Source organism: Proteus penneri (genome assembly GCF_022369495.1).
Classification (GTDB): Bacteria; Pseudomonadota; Gammaproteobacteria; order Enterobacterales; family Enterobacteriaceae; genus Proteus; species Proteus penneri.
The window spans coordinates 278,191-301,674 of sequence record NZ_CP059690.1; the positions used below are offsets into that span (position 1 = coordinate 278,191).

The following is a 23,484-nucleotide window of genomic DNA, read 5'->3' on the forward strand; positions in this document are numbered from 1 at the left end:
GTTATTGTTTAATAACCAACTCAAGTTCGACAGGGATTGTTGCATCCACTTTCTCACCTTTGAGAATTTTATCTGCAGTCTGAATGCCGATAATACCAATTTGATCTGGACGTTGAGCAATGGTTGCACCTAACATGCCACGGTTTACTGCTTTGATCCCATCATCTGTGCCATCGAAACCAACCACTAACACATCGGTACGACCAGCGGTTTGTAACGCACGTAATGCACCTAATGCCATTTCATCATTTTGTGCAAACACAGCTTGAACCGCAGGATACGCAGTTAACAGATTTTGCATCACGTTAAGACCTTTTGTACGGTCAAAATCAGCAGGTTGGCTTGCAAGTACATTCAGTTTATGGGCATCAACGGCTTGTTTAAAGCCTTCACCACGTTCACGAGATGCAGATGTTCCTGTGATCCCTTCGAGTTGAATAACTTTGGCATCATTAGCAACTTTCTCAGCAATATAATCACCTGCCATTTTACCACCAAGGCGGTTATCTGAAGCGACGTGGCTGACGACCTCACCTTTGTTGGCAACACGGTCTAAGGTGATCACTGGGATTTTGGCTTTATTAGCTAAAATAACTGCATTACCCACAGCATCTGAATCTGTTGGGTTAATAAGCATTAAACGAGTCCCTTTCACTGTCAGATCTTGCACGTTAGCAAGCTCTTTAGCTGGGTTGTCCATAGAATCTAGAACAACAAGGTCGTAGCCTAATCTATTTGCCTCTTTCTGCGCACTGTCTTTCATGGTGACAAAGAAAGGGTTGTTAAGTGTTGAGATAACAAGCGCGATCGATTCTTTGGCAAATGCGTTGGCGCTGATTGTGGCGCTTAATGCAACAACAGAAAGAAGTGTCGCCATTTTTTTCAGTTTCATAATATAAGTTCCTGTCGGGGTTCGGATTAAGAGAATAGAGCGTTATTTTTTGTTATCTACTAAAACAGCAAGTAAGATGACCACTGCTTTTACTATCATTTGATAATTTGATGATATTCCTAATAAATTCAGTGCATTATTTAAGAATCCTAGAATAAGTGCACCAATTAATGTACCGATAATACGACCTTTACCACCCGCAAGACTGGTGCCTCCCAGAACAACGGCGGCAATCGCATCTAGCTCATAACCATTACCGGCCATTGGCTGTGCTGATGAAAGTCGAGCAACTTCAATGACACTCGCAAGGGCGGCTAATAAACCACATAATGAATAAACGATGATTTTAATTTTATCGACACTAATACCGGATAAGCGAGTGGCAGATTCATTACCCCCTAGTGCGTAGATATAGCGACCTAAACGTGTGTGATGTAATAAATACCATGCACTCAAAAAGACAATCATCATGAGCCAAATTGGCGTTGGAATACCAAATGGGCGACCAATACCAAACCAACTAAACAGATCAGCATTATCGCTAAATCCGGTATTAATTGGGCTGCCGTCTGTATAGACACGAGTAACACCGCGTAGTAATAACATCATGACTAACGTAGCAATAAAGGCTTGAACTTTACCTTTAGCAACGATAATCCCGGTGACACCACCAATAGCTGCACCTAATGCCAATGCTCCAACAACAGCAACAAGCGCATTAACATCTGCACCAACCATCGAAGCAGCAACGGCACCTGTTAATGCAAGCAATGAACCAACAGATAAGTCGATACCAGAGGTTAAAATAACCAGCGTCATGCCAACCGCCATAATGGCATTAACTGATGTTTGTTGGAGGATGTTGAAAATATTGTTTAAGGTAAAGAAGTTAGGACTGAGTGTGGAAACCACAACAATCAGAAGTAGCAATGCAATCAGCGATTTTTGCTCTAATAGCCAAGCTTTTGAGAACCAACGTTTTGACGCTGGAATTGAATTCGTGCTCATATCAAACTCCTACTTTAGCGTCATATTGTTTACCAACAGCCGCTGCCATTAGCATTTCTTGTGTGACATTGTGAGCGGAAAACTCACCGCTAATACGACCTTCATGCATAACCAAAATACGGTCACTCATTCCCATTACCTCTGGCATTTCAGAAGAAATTAAGATGATGCTTAATCCTTCTTGTTTAAATTTATTAATTAGCTGATAAATTTCTTTTTTAGCGCCCACATCAACGCCACGAGTGGGCTCATCAAGAATAAGTACTTTAGGGCGAGTCATCAGGCCTCTTGCGATAGCCACTTTCTGTTGATTTCCCCCTGATAAAAAACCTATGGTTTGATCCATTGAAGGGGTTTTTATATTGAATAATTTAATAAAATCACCGACGGTGAGTTGCTCTTCTTTATGATTAAGCACACCCATGCCACGGCTAAAATAGCGAAGTGCCGTCAGAGACATATTTTCTTTTACTGACATGCCAAGTACTAAACCATCACGCTTTCTATCTTCAGAGATGTAAACAATGCCTTGTTCCAATCCTTCAACTGGTTTTTTTATTTGGCAGGGTTTACCATCTAACTCAACGGTGCCATTAGTTTTAGGTAATGCACCGTAGATAATTTTCATTAATTCAGTACGACCCGCTCCCATTAAACCTGAAATGCCAAGAATTTCGCTTTCATGTAATGAGAAACTGACATCGTGAACATCTTCGCCACTGAGGTTAATGACGTTAAGTTTAGTTTTTCCTTGAGGGATATTAATTCGAGGGTATTGGTCTTCTAACTTACGACCAACCATCATTTCAATCAGAGTATCTTCTTTTAATGAGGCAACAGGTTTTTCACCAATAAACTGACCATCTCGCAGGACTGTCACATCATCGCAGATCTCAAAGATCTCTTTTAAGCGATGTGAGATATAAACAATGCCACAACCTTGATCTCTTAGTTCACGAATAACACTAAACAGAGATTCAGTTTCTGTGTCAGTTAATGCATCTGTTGGTTCATCCATAATAATCACTTTGGAACCAAAACTAAGTACCTTGGCGATTTCCACCATTTGCTGATCACCAATCGATAATTCAGACACTAAACGGTGGCTACTGTAAGCTAGGTTTAATCGAGCTAATAACTTATCAGCCTCTGCATACATTTTCTTCCAATCGATAGCACCAAAAGCACGAGTAAACTCACGACCTAAGAAAATATTTTCTGCGATAGTTAATTCAGGTATAAGGTTAAGCTCTTGGTGAATAATGCCGATCCCTGCTTCTTGAGAAGATTTAGGACCATTGAAAGTACAACTTTCACCTTGATAAATGATTTCACCAGCATCTTTTTTATAAATGCCAGTAAGCACTTTCATCAGTGTTGATTTGCCAGCACCATTTTCACCGACTAAAGCCATCACTCGACCAGGATAAATTCGTAACGTCGCGCCAGATAGTGCTTTTACACCGGGAAATGACTTATCAATATCTTTAAGTTCAAATTAAGAGATGATTTCATTAAAAAGAGAGGGATTGATGGTTTTAATTTCTTCCGCCAGCATGATGGCTTCAACTTGCATCTCATGAGTGATTGTTTGCAACACGGACATAAAGTCAGGGATCCCTTGAGTGAGAGCAAGATCAATACGTTCAACAGAGGAGGGAATAGGTAATCCGGCATCTGCAATAGTGATTTTGTCAGTGTGTCCTAAACGTGAAATGACACTCGAAATGGGACTATTAAGTAATATACCTTTTTTCATGTTTTCTCCTCAGCGAAACGTTTCGCTGTCTATATAGTAGAAAAGAAAAGTGGGAAAACAAGTTTGATTTATTCATATTGTGAGCATGATCGAAACGTTTCGTTGGTAAACAAAAAGAAAGAAAAATCTAACTGATTGAATAAATTAACGCTGAATTGATTCAAGAGATGAAGTGGTTGTTTTCAGTGAATTTCATAAAAATGTGACATTCAACAAAGCTTGAAAAGAATGAAATATAGAATGCAAGCAAGGATAATTTTTTAAATAAAGTAAGATAAGAAGTGGCGAGTCTTTTTAATAATCGCTCCAACTCAGGAAAGTCGGAGCGATTTAAATGATAATAGAATTATTTAGCTTGATAAGCGTTAATTGATTTCTCAATACCTTCTGCATCTAATCCTAAGTCAGCTCTGATCTCTTCTTGTCCACCTTGTGGCACAAACAGATCAGGTATACCTAAGTTTAAGACAGGTACTAAGCAACGCTCTTGCATGAGTAACTCATTAACACCACTGCCAGCCCCACCCATAATGGCATTCTCTTCTAGTGTTACCAACATGTCATGCTGTTCTGCCAGAGAAAGGATAAGTGATTTATCAAGAGGCTTGATAAAACGCATATCCGCCACAGTTGCATCAAGTTTTTCAGCGACTTCTAATGCTTCTGGTAGTAATGTACCAAAGTTTAGGATCGCAATACCTTTGCCTTGGCGACGAATAATACCTTTACCCATAGGTAGTGGACTAAGTGGTTGCAATTGCGCACCAACACCAGAGCCTCTTGGATAGCGTACAGCAACAGGGCCATCCTGATAGTGATAACCAGTATGAAGCATTTGGCGACACTCATTTTCATCACTTGGCGCCATAATGACCATATTAGGAATACAGCGTAAGAATGAGAGATCAAAAGCACCTTGGTGAGTTTGGCCATCTGCTCCCACAATACCGCCACGATCAATAGCAAATAAAACAGGCAGCTTTTGAATGGCAATATCATGGATAACTTGGTCGTAAGCGCGTTGTAAGAATGTTGAGTAGATAGCGACAATCGGCTTATAACCACCAATAGCTAAACCTGCCGCAAAGGTAACGGCATGTTGTTCTGCGATCGCAACATCAAAATATTGTGATGGGTATTCTTTTGAGAAGCGCACCATACCAGAGCCTTCACGCATAGCTGGGGTAATTGCCATCAGTTTTGGATCGGTTAAGGCTTCTTCACATAACCAGTCACCAAAAATTTTGGAAAATGTAGGTCGTGCATTAGGGCTTTTAGGTAATGTACCTGCTTGTGGATCAAATTTAGGTACAGCGTGCCAGCTAATAGGATCACGTTCAGCAGGTGCATATCCTCGACCTTTTTTAGTCATAATATGCAGAAGCTGAGGGCCTTTTAGATCACGCATATTTGCGAGTGTTTGTACTAGCGCAATAACATCATGACCATCAACTGGGCCGATATAGTTAAATCCTAATTCTTCAAACATGGTGCCAGGAACGACCATGCCTTTGATATGTTCTTCTGTCTTTTTCAGTAATTCTTTAATTGGTGGAAGGCCAGAGAAAACCTTTTTTCCGCCTTCACGCAAGGTAGTATACAGTTTGCCAGACAACAATTGTGCAAGGTGATTATTCAACGCACCAACGTTTTCTGAAATCGACATCTCGTTATCATTAAGAACAACGAGCATATCTGGTTCAATATCACCTGCGTGGTTCATTGCTTCAAAAGCCATACCCGCAGTAATTGCACCATCACCAATGACACAAACTGTTTTTCTATTCAGTTTTTCTTGTTCAGCGGCAACAGCCATACCTAAACCTGCACTGATAGAGGTTGAAGAGTGACCGACACAAAGTTTGTCGTATTCGCTCTCTTCACGCCAAGGGAAAGGATGTAATCCATTTTTTTGGCGAATTGTATCAATGCGGTCACGGCGACCTGTTAAGATTTTATGAGGATATGCCTGATGACCCACATCCCATATAAGGTTATCAAAAGGGGTTTTATAGACGTAATGAAGAGCAACTGTTAACTCAATAGCACCTAAACCTGAGGCGAAGTGACCACTTGAGCGGCTGACACTGTTAAGAAGAAATAGCCTTAGCTCATCACAGAGTTTAGGTAAACTCTCTTTTGGTAATAGGCGCAAATCTTCTGGTGTTTCAACCAACGCCAATGTGGGATATTTTTCGATATCAATGCTCATGTGATGCCTATTAATTAATCACTTGTAATAGGGAAAGAACAGGTAAGCTGCTCTCTTTATTTGTTATTAGTTTTTCCGTTCGACGATAAAACTCGCTAATTGTTTAAGCGTGGTTGTATCGTACTCGTATTGCTCAAGAAACGCTAAGGCATCCAGTGCTTCGTTATACAATTCCTGTGCTTTCTTTTGAGCTTGCTCTAACCCAAGGAGTGCAGGATAGGTGCTTTTTCCTGATTCTTGGTCGCTACCTTGACGTTTTCCTGTTTCTTCAGTACTGCCAATGACATCTAAAATGTCATCTTGCACTTGAAAGGCAAGGCCAATGGAATGAGCATATTTATCTAATGCAGGTAATACATCATGGCCTTTAGAGCCTGCACTAAAGGCGCCTAAACGAACAGCCGCACGAATTAACGCACCTGTTTTGTGTAAATGGATTTTTTCAAGAGATGCGAGATCAATCGATTTATCTTCTGCTTCAAGATCAAGAGCTTGACCACCACACATACCTGCAAGCCCGCTAGCTGTTGCTAATTCAGCAATCATTGCAACGCGATCAGTTATTGCAACATCAGGCATTGGATTTTTTGCTAAGATCTCAAAAGCCAGAGCTTGTAGTGCATCACCTGCTAAAATAGCGTTGGCTTCACCGAATTCAATATGACATGTTGGTTTACCGCGGCGCAAATCATCATCATCCATCGCAGGTAAATCGTCATGAATAAGGGAATATGCGTGAATACATTCTATTGCGGCAGCGGGTGCATCAAGGTTTAGTGCAGGGACTTTAAACATTTCGCCAACAGCATAAACAAGAAAAGGGCGTAAGCGCTTGCCACCTAAAAGAGCGCCATAATGCATGGCTTTACCTAGAGGCATGTCAGTGAATGGTAAAGCTGATAGCGCTTGGTTTAATGCATCATCAACACGCTGGTGGGCGGAATCTAATTTATGACGGAACGCATCCGTACTTGAAGTTGCGTTACTCAATTATTCTGCCTCTTGGATAAAATCATCAGGAGTTGCATTATCGTCTTCTTTTAGAAGAATACGAACACGCTGTTCAGCGTCTTGTAATGTTTTTTGTCCAACACGGGCTAGACGAACGCCATGTTCAAACTCATTAAGCGCTTCTTCTAAAGGGAGTTCACCGGATTCTAAACGGTTTACGATTTGCTCAAGTTCTTGCATGGATGCTTCGAAACTTGGTGCTTGTGAGATGTCTTCGTTAATTGGAGTCGTTTTCTTAGCCATAATATTTTTGATAATAAAGCATGTTAGCGCTGAATAATAGTCATCATCTTACTACAAGTAAGATGAAAATTTCTTATTCAGTCGATGATTTTTGCGGGTGAGCCCTAAATATTGGTGATATACTTTGTGACTTTTATAAACTCCAGTCAATTTACATCACTGTAGTTTATGTTTCTACTTAATAACCTATGACCATTGACTATGAAGTTTATTATTAAATTATTCCCCGAAATTACGATCAAAAGCCAATCAGTTCGTATACGTTTTATCAAAATTCTCACTAGCAATATCCGTAATGTATTAAATTCAATCGGCGATGAAATCACAGTTGTCCGTAATTGGGATAACATTGTGGTTGTGAGTAAAGACGAAAGTAAAAGTGAAGCAGTATGTGATGCATTAACACGCATTCCTGGTATTCATCACATTTTACAAGTCGAAGAACATCCTTATACCGACTTACATAATATTTTTGAGCAAACTTTTGCGGCATTTAAGCATTTAGTTGAAAACAAAACATTTTGTGTTCGTGCCAAACGTCGTGGTAAGCACAGTTTTACTTCAAATGAAGTTGAGCGTTATGTTGGTGGTGGTTTTAACCAACATGTTGAAAGTGCAAAAGTGAAATTAACGCGTCCAGATGTCACCATTAATTTAGAAATTGAAGATGATAAACTTATTTTAGTCAATGCGCGCTATGAAGGTATTGGTGGTTTTCCAATTGGTACGCAAGAAGATGTCTTATCACTGATCTCTGGTGGCTATGACTCCGGTGTATCAAGCTATATGTTAATGCGTCGTGGTAGCCGAGTTCACTATTGTTTCTTTAACTTAGGCGGTTCTGCACACGAAATTGGCGTTAAACAAGTTGCGCATTATTTATGGAACCGTTTTGGTCGTTCACATAAAGTGCATTTCGTTGCTGTTGATTTTGAACCTGTTGTCGCAGAAATCTTAGAAAAAGTCGATGATGGTCAAATGGGTGTTGTATTAAAACGTATGATGGTACGTGCAGCATCAAGAGTGGCAGAGCGTTATGGTGTTCAAGCAATTGTGACTGGCGAAGCATTAGGCCAAGTTTCTAGTCAGACCTTAACTAATTTGCGTTTAATTGATAATGCGACAGATACGTTAATTTTACGTCCTCTTATCACGCATGATAAAGAGAGCATTATCAATATTGCTCGCCAAATTGGCACAGAAGATTTTGCTCGCACAATGCCAGAATTTTGTGGGGTAATTTCAAAAAGCCCAACAGTGAAAGCCGTCAAAGCGAAGATCGAAGCGGAAGAAGAGAAATTTGATTTTTCTATTCTTGATAACGTTGTTGAAAATGCCAAGAATATGGATATTCGCCGTATAGCCGAAGAAACTGTACAACAAGTCACAGAAGTTGAAATGGTCTCTGAATTCGGTGCAAATGACGTTATTCTTGATATTCGCTCCCCTGAAGAACAAGAAACATCACCATTAAAAATGGATGGCATTGATGTTAAAGAATTACCTTTCTATAAATTAAGCACTCAGTTTGGTGATTTAGATAAAACTAAAACCTATTTACTGTATTGTGATCGCGGCATGATGAGCCGTTTACAAGCGCTTTATTTACGTGAGCAAGGTTTTGAAAACGTAAAAGTGTATCGTAAAAAGTAGTGCGATAATCTTTAGTTATCAGGAATAAAAAAAGCCACTATATTGAGCAGTCTAATATGTTAGAACAGTTCAATATAGTGGCTTTTATTATCTATCTATCCCCGAACCCAGTAAATTCATCTTGGTAATTATAAATACCGGGTGGTAATACGAGTTGTTTGGCGACATCAGCAGCAGCTTCTTTACCTTTTAAGCGTTCGATAATTTTTAGTGCAAAATCGATAGATGTTGCGGGTGCTTGGCTAGTAATTAAATTGACTCTTTCATCAAAATAGACTCGATAATCAACCCATTTTTTCGGTGATATTTTATCTTTTAATGCAGGAAAACCTGTCATGTTGCCGATGGGAAAAATATTATGAGACTCAAGGATCATTGCCGGTGCTGCACAGATGGCTGCGACAAGTTTATTTTCACTGTGCATGCGACGTACTTTTTCGACCACTAAAGGGCTATCTCTCAATGTTTCAGTACCTTGTAATCCACCGGGGAGAATAATAACGTCATAGTGATGATCAACAACACGAACTAGAGGCGCATCGGCGACAAGTTTAATACCACGAGAACAAGTGATAATAAGATCATCAACATCATTTTCTGCACTTGCAAGTACGACATTAATCCCAGCCCTTACCAGTAAATCTACGGTAGTGACGACTTCGGTCTCTTCGCTTCCATTAGCTAGGCAGATGAGCGCTGATATGGTCATAATTGCCTTCCTGTTGTTTAATAAATTGAAAAAGGCGGTTATTTTCTGGCAATACAAGCCCTTGTTCTGAAGCTCGACGTAATAAATAACCCGTAATATAGTCAATCTCTGTATGGCGTTGATATTTCACATCTTGATACATAGAAGAATAATTATTTGCAGTTTGTTCTATGGTATCAATAATATAGCCATGAAGGTGAGCTTGAGACGTTGGTACGACTCCCTCACGTTCCATCACTTGATAAACTTCGTCGCATACTTTTTGAATATGCTCAGGATAACGCAATAAATCACCATTACGGCATTGATAATAAACGGTAAGAGGATTGATAACACAATTAACTGCAAGTTTTAGCCAACTAATGGTATGGATATCATTATGCCAAGCGACATCAGGCAATGCATGATGCAAGGTTTCTGCTAAATAGCTATATTGTTGAGCCGCATGATTTAATGGACCTATATGTGTTATTCCTGTTGCTGTATGAATAACATCTTGCCCTTGTTGATAAGCACCATGAGTAATAATGCCTTGTAATATAGGTCTGATAATGGGGTGTTGTGTTGCTGTTAATTCATCGGCAGTACCCATACCATTATGAATGAGTAAAATCGGACATTGTGCAGAAAGATAAGGTAATAGTGCATTAACAGCATCTGATACTTGCCAAGATTTTAAGCAAACAATTAATAATTCGCTCTGCTTTAACCATTCAAGTTGATTTGCAGTAATACGCTGATAAAAAGGCTCACCATTAATGTTATCAACACTTACGTCTAAAAAAGGCTGTGGCACTCTTAGCCAACCTTGTACTTCATGAGACTGAAGTGTTAAAGCGGCAACCCAAAGTTTACCAATCGAACCACATCCTAAAACGGTAATTTTCATTGTGCCTCTTTTTGCAAATCGTAATAGCGCAAGATGGCTACTGACGCTTATTAGACTATTAAGTTAAAATTATAACATTGATTACACTTTCCTGTTTAATGTATGTTTGCGCTTTACTATAAGAGGAAATGAAAGGGATAAATTTGTTATTGAATGTGCAATGCTTTTTTGCAACTCTAAAAGAAGCTATTATTCGGGTTGTATTTATTTATTGAGGAAGAAAGAATGCCATCTTTTGATATCGTATCTGAAGTTGACTTACATGAAGTGCGTAATGCAGTAGAAAACGCGCAACGTGAACTGACTACTCGCTGGGATTTTCGTAACGTTGAAGCAAGCTTTGAATTAAACGAAAAAGCAGAGTCAGTGAAAACGACCAGTGTATCTGAATTTCAGGTTCAACAATTATTAGATATTCTGCGTGAGAAAATGGCAAAAAGAGGGATTGATGGTGCGGTATTAAATATCCCTGAAGAGATGACTCACAGTGGAAAAATGTACAGCGTAGAAGCCACGCTGAAACAAGGTATTGATACAGCCTTAGCAAAAAAAATTGTTAAGTTGATCAAAGACAGTAAATTAAAAGTTCAGGCTCAAATTCAAGGTGAGCAAGTCCGTGTTACAGGTAAATCACGTGATGATTTACAAGCCGTAATGAAATTAGTCAGAGAAGGTGAGTTAGGGCAGCCATTCCAATTTAATAATTTCCGTGACTAATTGTTTATCTATTGAGTCATATAAAAATGCGCTGTTAAACCAGCGCATTTTTATTTTATCCCGTCAATTTATCGACCTTTAAACCAAAGAGATTAGCGACTCTAATGTTGCTCTCGGTGTCTGTTTAGTATCAACCTTGATATAAGCACTTTGTTCATCAGCCATAATCACAACTTCATTAACCCCCGGTTGTTGATTAAATAATTGTTGTAGTCTCTGTTGTTGGCTTGAAGATAGGTTTTTAGGTAATTCAACGCGTAAGCTACTGACATAAGCGGGTTGGCGTAATGTTAAGCTAATCAAAAACCAAATAATGCCGATCACTAAACAGCCCAGAAATACGATTTGTGCATCATAATGCTGATAAAGCCATCCCCCTAAAATACCGCCTAATGCCACACCTAAAAATTGGCTGGTGGAATAAATTCCCATTGCTGTACCTTTATAGCCAGCAGGTGCTTCTTTACTGATTAATGAAGGTAGTAGTGCTTCCATAATATTAAAGCCAATAAAAAAGACCTGAATGCCAGCAATAATTAGCCATAAACTAGAGCCAGAGCTTATTAAAATAACTTGAGCGATAATTAGTAAAAAGATACAGAATAAGAAAACCTGTTTCATTTTACGTTTTTTTTCTGCATAGATAATAAAAGGGAGTACAGTAATAAAGGCAATTAGCATGGTGACTAGATAAACAATCCAATGCTTCTCTTTTGCTAAACCAGCGCTACTCATAACTAGAGGAAGGGCAACAAATGCAGCCATTAATAAAGTATGTAGTGAAAAAATACCCGTATTCAACTTAAGAAGCTGTGCATCAAATAAGACTTTTTTTACACTGCCACGGACAAAACCAGATTCTCGATTAAGAATAGGGTGTTCGCTATTCGGCACAGTAAAAAGCGTAATAACAATGCCACCCAAGGCGAGTAGAGCAATTCCCCAAAACAGGCCATGTAAGCCAAAAATATGCGTTAAAATAGGGCCTAAAACTAAGGCTAAAGCAAAGGTTATCCCAAAGCTAATACCAATAAAGGCCATTGCTTTTGTTCTATTTTGTTCTCGAGTTAGATCGGAGAGTAAAGCCATAACTGCGGCTGATATAGCGCCAGCACCTTGTAGTGCCCGACCAATAATAATGCCGTAAATATTGTCGCTAAGAGCTGCAATAAGGCTCCCGACAATAAAAATAATTAAGCCAAAAACAATCATAGGTTTTCGACCAAATTTATCAGAGAAAATACCAAAAGGAATTTGGAATATAGCCTGTGTTAATCCATAAATACCGATGGCTAATCCAATGAGAGATTCTGTTGCGTGTTGTAGCTGAAGCCCATAGGTGGTTAAAACTGGGAGTACCATAAACATGCCAAGCATGCGAAGAGAAAAGACAGTGCCTAGTCCCCATGTAGCTTTGCGCTCTAATGGGGTCATTTTATTATCATTCATGGATTACCTCGTATTACTGATACCCCATTGTAATGACATTTTATAACGAGGTTAATCAATAAATGGGATGTAAAAAAGTCAAAACTGTACTGATATCTTCTTTAGTCGCGAAACAGTATAAAAAAAGACCAGTCAGAAGGCTGACTGGTCTTTCGGTTACTTTAGTAAATACATTATCTTAAATAAGCAAAAACAGTTTCTGTTGAGCTTGTTGGATCAACCGACATCATTACACTTAATGAAGTGATTGCCACAATAGAGAAAATAAATAATTTTCGTGCCCACACTTTATCATTGGTTGCTTTATAACCGGATAAAGCCATGCCCAACCACCAAATACTGACGGCAGAAGCAACTATTAGATATTTATAGCCCGCATATCCAACTAATGTCAGCATTAAGGTTGCAATCATAAATGCCAGAATATAAAGAATGATATGGCGTTTAGCGACTGAGATCCCTTTAATAACGGGTAATACCGGAATATTAGCTGCTTGGTAGTCTTTAAAACGGAAAATAGCAATGGCATAAGAGTGAGGCATCTGCCATAAACTAAAGATAAGTAATAGGATTGCCGCGCCTGCATCAAACTCACCGCTAACGGCACAATAACCGATAACAGGGGGAGCAGAGCCAGATAAACTTCCAATCAGTGTGCCATAAACAGATTTACGCTTCATATAGAGGCTATAAACCCCAACATAAATAATAAAACCAAATACAGCGATAAACATTGCAAGCGGGTTGGCTGCTACATAGAGCAGCACAACACCTGCAATACCTAATACTGAGGCATAAATCAGGCTAATTCGAGGGTCAATTAATCCTTTAACTAATGGGCGGTTCTTCGTTCTTTCCATGATACGGTCAATATCACGGTCAATATAGTTGTTAAAAACACAACCAGAAGCAACGACCAGAGACACCCCAAGTAGAGTCGCGACAAATAGGGGGTAGTCAATCTCACCTTTAGAGGCGAGAAGGAAACCACCTATTACAGAAATTAAGTTTCCGAAAATAATTCCTGGTTTGGTGACTTGTAGGTATTGCTTAATCATAGCGACAACTCTTAATCCATCATCATATTGATGTTCAGGTTGTACATAATCCACAACGAGCCTACGACAACAATGCCGATAATAAGCAGTGTGAACAGGAATGCGACGACGTTCCAGCGCTCTTCTGATGACGTATTCATATGCAAGAAGCAGACTAAGTGAACCACAATCTGCACAACTGCCATACCGACAACAGTCCAGAGAATTGTTGCTGGTGTCGCTGTTCCTTCCATCACCATCCAAAATGGAATAACGGTGAGGATAACAGACAGAATAAAGCCGATTAGGTAAGACTTCATACTGCCGTGGCTTGCGCCTGAAGGAGAAGTATTTGGATGACTCATTACATCGCTCCCATCAGATAAACTACGGTGAACACACAGATCCAGACAACGTCAAGGAAGTGCCAGAACAGACTTAAACAGCTTAAACGAGTACGGTTAACTTCAGTTAAACCACGGCGTGATACTTGGATCATCATAATTACAATCCAAATTAAACCCGCAGTGACGTGAAGACCGTGCGTTGAAACTAATGCGAAGAATGCAGATAAGAATGCACTGCGATCTGGGCCATAACCTTCTGCGATTAGCTCATGGAATTCGTAAACTTCCATGATGACGAAACCTAAGCCGAATAAGAAAGTAACAAATAACCACAGATTAACTTGGCTAACGCTACCTTTATTCATGCTCAGCATAGCGAAACCAAAAGTGATACTACTAAATAGCAGTAAGAAGGTTTCAACTAAAACAAACGGTAAGCTAAAAATCTCTTTACCTGAAGGACCATCTGCAATCCCGTTAACAAGCACCGCATAAGTGGCGAATAAGCTGGCAAACAGGATAAGGTCGCTCATTAGATAGATCCAGAAGCCGAAAACTTTCGTCGCTCCTGCATCGTGGTGCCCATGATGTTCATGGGCGTTTGTGTTATTTACAGTTTGAGTAGACATTATTTCACACCTGCTTTTTTCAGTTCTTCATAATGCTTATTCTCGATAGCTTCAATTTCAGGTACTTGGACATAGTAATCCACATCTGTATCAAAGCTTTTCACGATCCAAGTGACAATCATGCCAGCGAAACCAACAATAGCTAACCACCAGATATGCCAGATCATGGCAAAACCAAGGACTAAGCTGAATGCTGAAATAATCACACCTGCGCCAGTATTTTTAGGCATATGGATCGGTTCGTATTTGGTTGGACGCTGATAGGCTGTGCCTTTTTCTTTCTGATCCCACCACTCATCACGAGTTTGAACATTAGGTTCAACGGCAAAGTTATAGAAAGGAGCCGGTGAGGAAATTGACCATTCCAGCGTACGTCCGCCCCATGGATCGCCCGTTAAGTCACGGTTTTGATCACGGTCACGGATACTTACGTAGATCTGGATAACTTGACAAGCGATACCGATAGCAATCAATGCAGCGCCACCCGCAGCAACCATTAACATTGGATGGAATTCAGGGTTGATATTTTGGCTGATACGACGAGTCATACCCATAAAGCCAAGAATGTACAGTGGCATAAAGGCCATAAAGAAGCCGATAAACCAGAACCAGAATGCACGGATACCCCATTTCTCATTCAGTGTGAAACCGAATGCTTTAGGGAACCAGTAAGTCATCCCTGCGAAACAGCCAAATACCACACCACCGATAATAACGTTATGGAAGTGGGCAATTAAGAATAGGCTGTTATGTAAAACAAAGTTTGCACCCGGAACGGCTAACAGAACCCCAGTCATCCCCCCAACAGAGAAGGTGATAAGGAAACCGATAGTCCACAACATTGGGCTTTTATATTCGATACGACCTTGATACATCGTAAACAACCAGTTAAAGATTTTAACTCCTGTTGGTATAGCGATGATCATCGTGGCGATACCGAAGAAGGCGTTTACGTTAGCCCCCGAACCCATAGTAAAGAAGTGGTGTAACCAAACGATAAATGACAATACGGTAATAACGACAGTTGCACCAACTAAAGAGGTATAACCGAATAACCGTTTCTTAGAGAATGTTGCTGTAACTTCAGAGAACACACCAAATACAGGCAGAACAAGGATATAAACTTCTGGATGACCCCAAGCCCATACAAGGTTGATGTACATCATCATGTTACCGCCCATATCATTGGTAAAGAAGTGCGTTCCAAGATAGCGGTCTAAAGTTAATAGCGTAATAGTAACTGTTAAAATTGGGAATGCAGCAATAATCAGGACGTTAGTACATAAAGCAGCCCAAGAGAATACTGGCATTTTCATCATGCTCATACCCGGCGCACGCATACGCAGAATAGTCGCGAAGAAGTTAACCCCAGTTAGAAGCGTACCAATACCGGATATCTGTAAGCTCCATATCCAATAATCTACCCCGACTCCTGGGTTATACTCCAAACCAGAAAGTGGTGGATAAGCTAACCAACCTGTTTGTGCGAATTCACCAATACCTAAAGAAATGTTGATGAGTACTACACCAACGACAAAGAACCAGAAGCTCAGTGAGTTAAGGAAAGGGAAGGCCACATCACGGGCACCAATTTGTAAAGGTACAACAAGATTCATCAGACCTACAACGAAAGGGGTCGCCATGAAGAAAATCATGATAACGCCGTGTGCGGTAAAAATCTGATCATAGTGATGAGGTGGTAAGAAACCAGCTTCGCCGGCAGAGGCGAGAGCTTGTTGGCTTCTCATCATAATTGCATCGGCAAAGCCACGGAACATCATGACCATTGCAACGAGGATATACATAATACCAATTTTTTTATGGTCAACGCTGGTTAACCATTCGGTCCACAACCATTTCCATTTACGAAAATAAGTTAGTGCGCCAACAATAGCAAGTCCACCAAGAACAATACCGAGTAAAGTAACTACGATAATTGGTTCATGTAGAGGGATTGCATCAAGAGTTAATTTTCCGAACATGCCTTTATTCCTCTGCTCCTGCATGCGCCGCATGGCTCATGTTCATATTCATTGTTGCATCAGCATGTGCTGTCTGATTGCCACCTGTGTGAGCGCCATGACCTGTATGACCAAATTTAGAAATAGTTTCTTGGAATAACATTGGCTTCACGCTTGAATAGTAGGTCACTGGATTTTTCTGGCTTGGTTTAGCAAGTTCATTAAATGCAGCGGTCGTATTTAACGTATCTGGCGATTGTTTGACTTTTTCAACCCACGCATCGAAACCGGCACGATCAGGTGTCGCAATCGCTGTAAATTTCATATCAGAGAAACCGTGTCCACTATAACTTGCAGACATACCTTGATATTCACCAGGTTCATTCGCAATTAAGTGCAACTTAGTTTGCATTCCTGCCATCGCATAGATTTGTCCACCTAAGCGAGGGATGAAGAATGAGTTCATGACAGAGTCAGAAGTGATTTTGAAATTAACAGGAACATTAGTAGGGAAAGCCAGTTCATTAACTGTTGCAATACCTTGTTCTGGATAGATAAATAACCATTTCCAATCCATTGAAACAACTTCAATGGTGACAGGTTTTTCTGTGGACTCTAAAGGTTTGTAAGGATCAAGCTCATGGGTTGTTTTCCATGTAATGCTCGCCAAAATCACAATGATGATAATTGGCACAGTCCAAACGACGAGTTCAATTTTATTTGAGTGAGCCCAGTTTGGGCGATAGGTGGCTTTAGTATTGGATTCACGGTAGCGAAAAGCGAAAACAATCACCATCAGTATTACCGGTATCACAACAATTAACATTAAACCAAGCGCAATGAGGATTAATGTTTTTTGCTCAGCGCCGATAGCGCCTTTGGGATTCATTAACGCCATATCACAGCCACTTAAGAGAAGAGCTGCTGCTAATAGCGAGAGTGTCCCAATACTTTTTATGTATTTCATAAGTCTCATCCAACGACCCAAATGACAAAGGTTCTATTGTTGTTTCATCAGTATCAGTAAGGACATTTTACGGTAAGGTTGCGACAGTGTAAACAATTGTAATGGTAAGTAAGTGGTTGGTTGGTCTTTTGTGTTAATGTGATCACAAGTAATCAAAATATTAAATAAATGTTAATTTAATTATTGCGTATTAACTATAATTTCATAAAGTACCATGTTTTTAAAATAAATACATATTTTTACAAATAAAAATGCAATAAAAAGTGTAAGAAAACGTATTGTGATTAAAAAAGTAACAGATTAGAGGTCGGAGGAGAGTTGATAGGTGAAATCCTTTTTATATTAATGTTTAATATCCATATTTGATGTTTGTGTAATTTTTAATATGGCTAATTAGTAATTTGATGAATATTTATATCCAATAAGAAAACTTTCCATTAAGTGGTAAAAAGAGGTTACAGCGAATAAAAATGCTTTCGCTGTAATAAAAATTAACAATTAGCGATCAAAAATTATATTTCAGGCTATATACAATGCCGTCTTGCAAAAAATCTTCGCCTAACTTTTTATAAGCATAACGATATTGAATACCCGTAGTAATAGAGGTCGTTGGATGCCACCAAAAAGCTAAAGCGCCATTAAATCCATCTTTTCCCCCATTGCCATAACGCTCATGACGGTTAAATTCCATTTCATGCCAATTGCTAATGCTAAATTTTTGAGCGCTAATCGAAAAATCATATCCAGCAACCCAGCCAACAACGTAGCCATTATTTCCTGAATAGTAAGTTTGATCGACATAATGAAGCGCAATAAATGGTTTAAACCATAAATTATCTATTTGTGTGTTATAGCCTAAGCCGTAAAGTGTATTAACTTCATGGAAGTTGCCGTTGTTTTCTTTACCGGGAAGTGACCATGTACCGTAAATATGTCCGTATAAATTAACATCACTTTCACCTAAGTAAATGCGACTTGTTGCTTTAACAGTATAACGTTGATTATCACCTGGTTCTGTTTTTCGAGGATTAAAGGGATTTTCTAGATCAAAAAAACCGTAAAATTCACCCCATGAAAAGTTGGCACCACCTTCAAGTTCTAGATAGGCAAAATCATCTTTATGAGAAGATTGCCCTGTTTTGTGTGTTGTATGAGTAGTCCAATCAAGATAATTGATGCTGGTATTAGCGAAGCCACCTAAATAGCTAGCTTGAGCAGATAAAGAAAGTGTACTTGCGATGGTTAATAAAAATGTTTTTTTTATCATGAATAATCTCAATTTATTTTAATGAAATAATTTTGCGGTGAATTTATATTTTTATATTTTTTGAAACTATAACCTATAAAATTGTAATTTGCAGATTATGATGTTGAAAATAAGATCTATTTCTAGAATATTAAATTGATAATTAAAAATGAGAATTTTAGTATTGTTTAGTTTATTTTTATTATTTGAGATGCTTTGAATGGATTAAGCGCTTAATCACTGTTTTTGGGCAAAAAAAGAAAGCGGAAGAAGAAAGAAAAATATGTGGTAACAATCGCGTAAAAATACCTCACGACACAGGAATCAAGGGATAGTATCATTAGCCAATATTCGTTTTTATCTTACTTGGAATTTTCATTGTGACCTCATTTGCTGAACTTAACGCACTTCCTGCTGAACAACTCGCTAACCTTAATGAATTGGGTTATCTCACTATGACTCCGGTTCAAGAAGCTGCTTTGCCCGCTATTCTTGAAGGAAAGGACGTTCGCGCTCAGGCAAAAACAGGTAGCGGTAAAACGGCTGCTTTTGGTTTGGGGCTTTTGCAACACATTGATGCAAAACAGTTTAATACTCAATCACTTATTTTATGTCCAACGCGAGAACTTGCTGATCAAGTTGCAAATGAATTACGTCGTCTTGCTCGTTATCTTCCAAATATCAAAGTATTAACGCTGTGTGGCGGAGTTCCATTTAGTATCCAGCGTGATTCATTAATACATGCTGCACATATTATTGTTGCAACACCGGGCAGATTGCTTGATCACCTAAAGAAAGAGACTGTCACTTTAGATGATGTGAAAACATTGGTGTTGGATGAAGCAGACAGAATGTTGGATATGGGATTTTTTGATGATATCAACGATATTATTTCTCGTATGCCAACGGCACGCCAAACATTGCTTTTTTCTGCAACTTGGCCAAATGAGATCGCAACAATTAGTCGTAAGATCCAGCAAAACCCAATCACTATTGAAATCAATTCTGTTGATGAACTTCCGGCTGTTGAACAGCAGTTTTATGAAATATCTCGTCATGGAAAAATAGGATTGCTGCAAAAACTGTTAAGTCGTGAGCAACCAGCTTCTTGCGTCGTGTTTTGTAACACAAAGCGAGATTGCCAAGATGTGTATGAAACACTGACAGAAAGCAATCAAAGTGTGCTTGCTTTACATGGCGATATGGAACAAAGAGAGCGTGATCAAACGCTTATTCGCTTTGCTAATGGGAGTTGTCGTGTATTAGTCGCAACAGATGTTGCAGCTCGCGGGCTTGACATTAAAGCGTTAGAAATGGTGATCAATTACGAATTATCATGGGATCCTGAAGTACACGTTCACCGTATTGGGCGTACAGCCAGAGCGGGTGAGAGTGGATTAGCAATCAGTTTTTGCGCACCAGAAGAAATTCAACGTGCCAATGCTTTAGAAGAAATGCTTCATATGAAGATAAATTGGTTGCCTATTCCTACAGGCCTACAAATTACGCCACTTGAAGCAACGATGGCAACATTATGTATTGATGGTGGTAAAAAGGCCAAAATGCGCCCTGGTGATATTTTAGGGGCATTAACGGGTGATATGGGGTTCAATGGTGCCGATATTGGTAAAATTATGATTAACCCAACACATGCTTATGTTGCTGTAAAACAATCTATTGCAAAACAAGTCTGGAAACAGCTGCAACAAGGTAAAATCAAAGGTAAATCAGTAAAAGTAAGATTATTTAGATAAATTTTTTACTCAGAACATAAGAATACAAAAAGGACAGTTTAACCTGTCCTTTTTTATGGTTCATATCTTGAGAAAGTAATAAAACTAATGTGTTGTTTTCTTAAGGGCTAAATAATCTAGGATTGTGCCAAAGATAAGGCTTATCGCACCAATAATAACACCATATAAAAAGAGTGTTGAAGCCCAAGAACTTAATCTATCAGTATCTATTTTTTGAATAAAATCGACAGATTGGAATATTTCTAATGTTGGTAGTGAATTTGTAACAACAAGAATTAAACTACAAATAAAGAAAAGAGTCGTTAGCATCAAGCCATAAATAGCAAAACGGTACTGTTTAATAAACAAGGTTCTTCTAAGGAATTCCCCCGTTTTTTGCGTATAAATAAGTGTGTTTTTCGAAACCAACAGCAAAATAAGGCCAGGTACAGAAGCAACGATAGAAAAAAGATAAAATGCTTCCCAACCATGACTTTCAACATACCAGCCTGCAACCGGGCCAACATAAACACGACCAATTGCAGAGAGAGCCGAGAGCAACGCAAATTGTGTTGCTGAAAAGGAGAGATGACAAAGTGTCATTAAAAGGGCGACGAATGCGGCTGTTCCCATTCCTCCACAGATATTTTCAAATGCAACTACCGCACCCATGCTATAAATACTTTGTTCAGAAATAGCTAAATACCAATACCCGATATTTGAGCCACCTTGCAAAATACCAAAAATCATCAGTGCTTTAAATAAACTCCAACGGCGCATTAATAAACCACCTAGCAATGCCCCAATAATAGTGGCTGCAAGCCCAAGTGTTTTATTCACTAATCCTACTTCACCTGCATCGAACCCCGCACCGCGAATAAGAAAAGTGGTACTTAAACTTAAGGCAAAAGCATCTCCCATTTTATACAGCACAATAAGCAGTAAAATTAGCCAAGCATTATTACGAGAAAAGAATTCATATAAAGGTTCAATAACGGCTTCATAGAGTGTACGCGGTGGTTTTACGGTGGTTTCTGGCTCTTGGGCAAGTAGTGTGGCAATAATACCAATTCCCATTAAGGCAGCCATTAACCAGTACATATTTTGCCAACCAATATACTTATCAGCTAACCAAAGTGCCATTCCTCCAGAAACAAGCATGGCTATGCGATAACCTAGGACAGAAACTGCAGCACCTGTACCACGCTCATCTGCTTTTAATATATCTGTTTTATAGGCGTCAAAAACAATATCTTGTGAAGCAGAACAAAAAGCAACAATGACAGCTAGAGAGGCTAGCCACCATAAATGATCATTAGGATTTAAAAATCCCATTCCTGCAATACCAAGTACTAACCCTATTTGAGTGAGTAACATCCATCCTCGGCGTCGACCAAGAAAAGAGGGGGTATAGCGATCCATAAAGGGTGACCAGAGGAATTTAAAAACATAGGCTTGTCCCACCAATGAGAAGAAACCAATGGTTTTTAAATCAATGTTTTCTACTGTCATCCATGCTTGTAATGTACCCGCGGTTAATGCAAGTGGTAATCCAGAAGTAAAGCCAAGTAACAGTAAAATAAATGATTTGTACCAAGTGGTTTGTTTGAAGGCAGGCTGAACCATGCAAGAATTCCTTTCGACGACCTGTTTAAGATAACAGGTCGTTTATTCTAATAAATTAACGGGCGTTAGATTTGATAAATTGACTGACTGAAGCGTCTTTTGCCATATCGCTAACGAGCTCACTTAAGACATTATTAATCGCGGCGGCAATTTTCTCATTAGTTGCGCCAAATGGGCCTTGGACATTGTAGCTAGTACGGAATGTTTTGGTATTAGAGCTGCCATTTGGTAGGGTAACGATAACTGAAATATCCGCTTTTGCACTGATATTATGACGAATACTACCTTCGCCAACATCTGCATTGAGTTTATTGATAACAATAATTACATCAGCAGAAGCAGGAGAACCTATCATAAAACCACGAGCTGTCATTTGCTTTTGCAGAACTTCTTGCATTAAAAATGCAATGTCACGAGTTGGAACAAGGGCTTCTAATTTACCGTTACGGTTGATTTCCGCTAGGTTTTTTGATGCGCGTTTGTCTTGGCTTGAAATATTCAGTGAAATAGGGCGCATTGTAGGGTCGGCCGCAGGAACTGACATCACTGGCTCAATGGATAATTTGTTACTTGGAGTTGCACAACCTGAAAGTAGTGTTAATGCAAAAACAGCACAGAGTAAATTTTTAATCATGAGGTAATCTCGGTTAAATAAGTCTGTTGTGTTAATAAGTAGAATAGGCTTCAAACTTTAGCCTATCATACCACTGCTAATAGGTTGCTAATATCCCCTTAAAGAACGAAATTATCTGATTTTATCAATTGATTTTATTTCAAATTACTCTCATTTTTACTCATGTATTTGCCAATATTTGGTCAATGGTTTTACTCAAGATGAAAAATAAGCGATTATCATCAGCAAAATTAAAAAGAATAAGCTCATCATTTTGTATTGATAAAGACTAAATCAATATAGGCTGGTTGACTTATTTTTTGTTCACCATGGTATAAAGGCTAGAGTATTAGGGGCAGAGATGATCCGTGATGATATTGAGAATAAGCTGATTTCGCGCTTTTCACCGCATTTTTTACAAGTAATAAACGAAAGCCATCGCCATAATGTGCCCGAAGGCTCTGAAAGTCACTTTAAAGTCATTATCGTTAGTGATGATTTTAATGAGAAACGTAGTGTTACACGCCATCGTGATGTGTACCAAACATTAGCTCATGAAATGGAAAATGGTGTTCATGCATTAGCATTACACACTTTTACTTTGAGTGAATGGAATGAACAGCAGGATAAAGCATTACGCTCTCCTGGGTGTCGTGGCGGAAGCCAAGAAGATTAACAACCTTATCGTTAATCGTGAGTAAATAGATCCTAAGATGCGTATTTTTTGTTCTTTATAGAGGAAAAAAGGGTGGAGTTGCTCGATTTTATGAAAAAATTGAGGAA

21 protein-coding genes and 1 pseudogene are annotated in these 23,484 nt (G+C 39.1%); 4 read left to right on the forward strand and 18 right to left on the reverse strand.

What is annotated here, in order from left to right:
- Position 1: 1 nt before the first annotated feature.
- The 7 genes and pseudogenes from rbsB to xseB all read right to left on the reverse strand — a co-directional run bounded on the left by rbsB (position 2) and on the right by xseB (position 7,125).
- The gene (gene rbsB / locus H1225_RS01200; RefSeq protein WP_072063681.1) at positions 2 to 892 is read right to left on the reverse strand and encodes a ribose ABC transporter substrate-binding protein RbsB; all 891 of its coding nucleotides are present in this window, start codon (positions 890 to 892) and stop codon (positions 2 to 4) included.
- 42 nt (positions 893 to 934) lie between these two features.
- The gene (gene rbsC / locus H1225_RS01205; protein WP_069368591.1) at positions 935 to 1,900 is read right to left on the reverse strand and encodes a ribose ABC transporter permease; all 966 of its coding nucleotides are present in this window, start codon (positions 1,898 to 1,900) and stop codon (positions 935 to 937) included.
- 1 nt (position 1,901) lies between these two features.
- A complete protein-coding gene (gene rbsA / locus H1225_RS01210) occupies positions 1,902 to 3,383 on the reverse strand; it encodes a ribose ABC transporter ATP-binding protein RbsA (protein WP_239739677.1) in 1,482 nt (493 codons plus the stop codon).
- 18 nt (positions 3,384 to 3,401) lie between these two features.
- Positions 3,402 to 3,659 (reverse strand): annotated as a pseudogene (gene rbsD, locus H1225_RS01215) (D-ribose pyranase); the annotation flags it as partial.
- 346 nt (positions 3,660 to 4,005) lie between these two features.
- The gene (gene dxs, locus H1225_RS01220; protein WP_109399297.1) at positions 4,006 to 5,871 is read right to left on the reverse strand and encodes a 1-deoxy-D-xylulose-5-phosphate synthase; all 1,866 of its coding nucleotides are present in this window, start codon (positions 5,869 to 5,871) and stop codon (positions 4,006 to 4,008) included.
- A 66-nt stretch (positions 5,872 to 5,937) separates the two neighbouring features.
- A complete protein-coding gene (gene ispA, locus H1225_RS01225) occupies positions 5,938 to 6,861 on the reverse strand; it encodes a (2E,6E)-farnesyl diphosphate synthase (protein ID WP_109847881.1) in 924 nt (307 codons plus the stop codon).
- Entirely contained in the window at positions 6,862 to 7,125 is a 264-nt protein-coding gene (xseB, locus tag H1225_RS01230; protein ID WP_006535109.1) for an exodeoxyribonuclease VII small subunit, read from the reverse strand.
- Positions 7,126 to 7,326: 201 nt separating this feature from the next.
- Here xseB and thiI point away from each other — a divergent pair, with 201 nt between their 5' ends.
- The gene (thiI, locus tag H1225_RS01235) at positions 7,327 to 8,778 is read left to right on the forward strand and encodes a tRNA uracil 4-sulfurtransferase ThiI (protein WP_109847880.1); all 1,452 of its coding nucleotides are present in this window, start codon (positions 7,327 to 7,329) and stop codon (positions 8,776 to 8,778) included.
- Positions 8,779 to 8,869: 91 nt separating this feature from the next.
- On the opposite strand, the gene yajL is transcribed toward thiI, so the two are convergent.
- Both yajL and panE read right to left on the reverse strand, forming a co-directional pair.
- Positions 8,870 to 9,487: a protein deglycase YajL gene (gene yajL, locus H1225_RS01240; RefSeq protein ID WP_006535107.1), complete on the reverse strand. Its 618-nt coding sequence runs from the start codon at positions 9,485 to 9,487 to the stop codon at positions 8,870 to 8,872.
- Entirely contained in the window at positions 9,456 to 10,376 is a 921-nt protein-coding gene (gene panE / locus H1225_RS01245) for a 2-dehydropantoate 2-reductase (protein WP_072063677.1), read from the reverse strand. Before panE ends, yajL begins: the two co-directional genes overlap by 32 nt.
- 225 nt (positions 10,377 to 10,601) lie before the next feature.
- Here panE and H1225_RS01250 point away from each other — a divergent pair, with 225 nt between their 5' ends.
- On the forward strand, positions 10,602 to 11,093 hold the full coding sequence (locus H1225_RS01250) for a YajQ family cyclic di-GMP-binding protein (RefSeq protein ID WP_072063676.1): 492 nt from the start codon (positions 10,602 to 10,604) through the stop codon (positions 11,091 to 11,093).
- A 78-nt stretch (positions 11,094 to 11,171) separates the two neighbouring features.
- Here the strand turns inward: H1225_RS01250 and H1225_RS01255 are convergent, their stop codons facing one another.
- From H1225_RS01255 to H1225_RS01285, 7 genes are all read right to left on the reverse strand, one after another.
- Entirely contained in the window at positions 11,172 to 12,542 is a 1,371-nt protein-coding gene (locus H1225_RS01255; protein ID WP_072063675.1) for an MFS transporter, read from the reverse strand.
- A 173-nt stretch (positions 12,543 to 12,715) separates the two neighbouring features.
- Entirely contained in the window at positions 12,716 to 13,600 is an 885-nt protein-coding gene (gene cyoE / locus H1225_RS01260) for a heme o synthase (protein WP_072069392.1), read from the reverse strand.
- Between the two features lie 11 nt (positions 13,601 to 13,611).
- Positions 13,612 to 13,944, reverse strand: coding sequence for a cytochrome o ubiquinol oxidase subunit IV (locus H1225_RS01265; RefSeq protein WP_006535101.1), 333 nt, complete (start codon positions 13,942 to 13,944; stop codon positions 13,612 to 13,614).
- Positions 13,944 to 14,555, reverse strand: a complete 612-nt coding sequence (locus H1225_RS01270; RefSeq protein WP_036932890.1) for a cytochrome o ubiquinol oxidase subunit III — start codon at positions 14,553 to 14,555, stop codon at positions 13,944 to 13,946. Before H1225_RS01270 ends, H1225_RS01265 begins: the two co-directional genes overlap by 1 nt.
- On the reverse strand, positions 14,555 to 16,537 hold the full coding sequence (gene cyoB, locus H1225_RS01275) for a cytochrome o ubiquinol oxidase subunit I (protein ID WP_072063672.1): 1,983 nt from the start codon (positions 16,535 to 16,537) through the stop codon (positions 14,555 to 14,557). The genes H1225_RS01270 and cyoB overlap by 1 nt, the downstream gene beginning before the upstream one ends.
- Before the next feature lie 4 nt (positions 16,538 to 16,541).
- On the reverse strand, positions 16,542 to 17,492 hold the full coding sequence (gene cyoA / locus H1225_RS01280; protein ID WP_006535098.1) for a cytochrome o ubiquinol oxidase subunit II: 951 nt from the start codon (positions 17,490 to 17,492) through the stop codon (positions 16,542 to 16,544).
- A gap of 496 nt (positions 17,493 to 17,988) precedes the next feature.
- A complete protein-coding gene (locus H1225_RS01285; protein WP_072063671.1) occupies positions 17,989 to 18,750 on the reverse strand; it encodes a nucleoside-specific channel-forming Tsx family protein in 762 nt (253 codons plus the stop codon).
- 359 nt (positions 18,751 to 19,109) lie between these two features.
- Between H1225_RS01285 and dbpA the strand changes: the two genes are divergently transcribed.
- Positions 19,110 to 20,483, forward strand: coding sequence for an ATP-dependent RNA helicase DbpA (gene dbpA / locus H1225_RS01290; RefSeq protein WP_115065099.1), 1,374 nt, complete (start codon positions 19,110 to 19,112; stop codon positions 20,481 to 20,483).
- An 84-nt stretch (positions 20,484 to 20,567) separates the two neighbouring features.
- On the opposite strand, the gene ampG is transcribed toward dbpA, so the two are convergent.
- Complete coding sequence (gene ampG, locus H1225_RS01295; protein ID WP_109847877.1) at positions 20,568 to 22,088, reverse strand: muropeptide MFS transporter AmpG; 1,521 nt, start codon at positions 22,086 to 22,088, stop codon at positions 20,568 to 20,570.
- A 55-nt stretch (positions 22,089 to 22,143) separates the two neighbouring features.
- On the reverse strand, positions 22,144 to 22,722 hold the full coding sequence (locus tag H1225_RS01300; protein WP_006535091.1) for a YajG family lipoprotein: 579 nt from the start codon (positions 22,720 to 22,722) through the stop codon (positions 22,144 to 22,146).
- A gap of 340 nt (positions 22,723 to 23,062) precedes the next feature.
- Between H1225_RS01300 and bolA the strand changes: the two genes are divergently transcribed.
- Positions 23,063 to 23,377 carry a transcriptional regulator BolA gene (gene bolA / locus H1225_RS01305; protein WP_006535089.1) on the forward strand — a complete coding sequence of 105 codons (315 nt, stop codon included), beginning with the start codon at positions 23,063 to 23,065 and terminating at the stop codon, positions 23,375 to 23,377.
- Positions 23,378 to 23,484 lie beyond the last annotated feature (107 nt).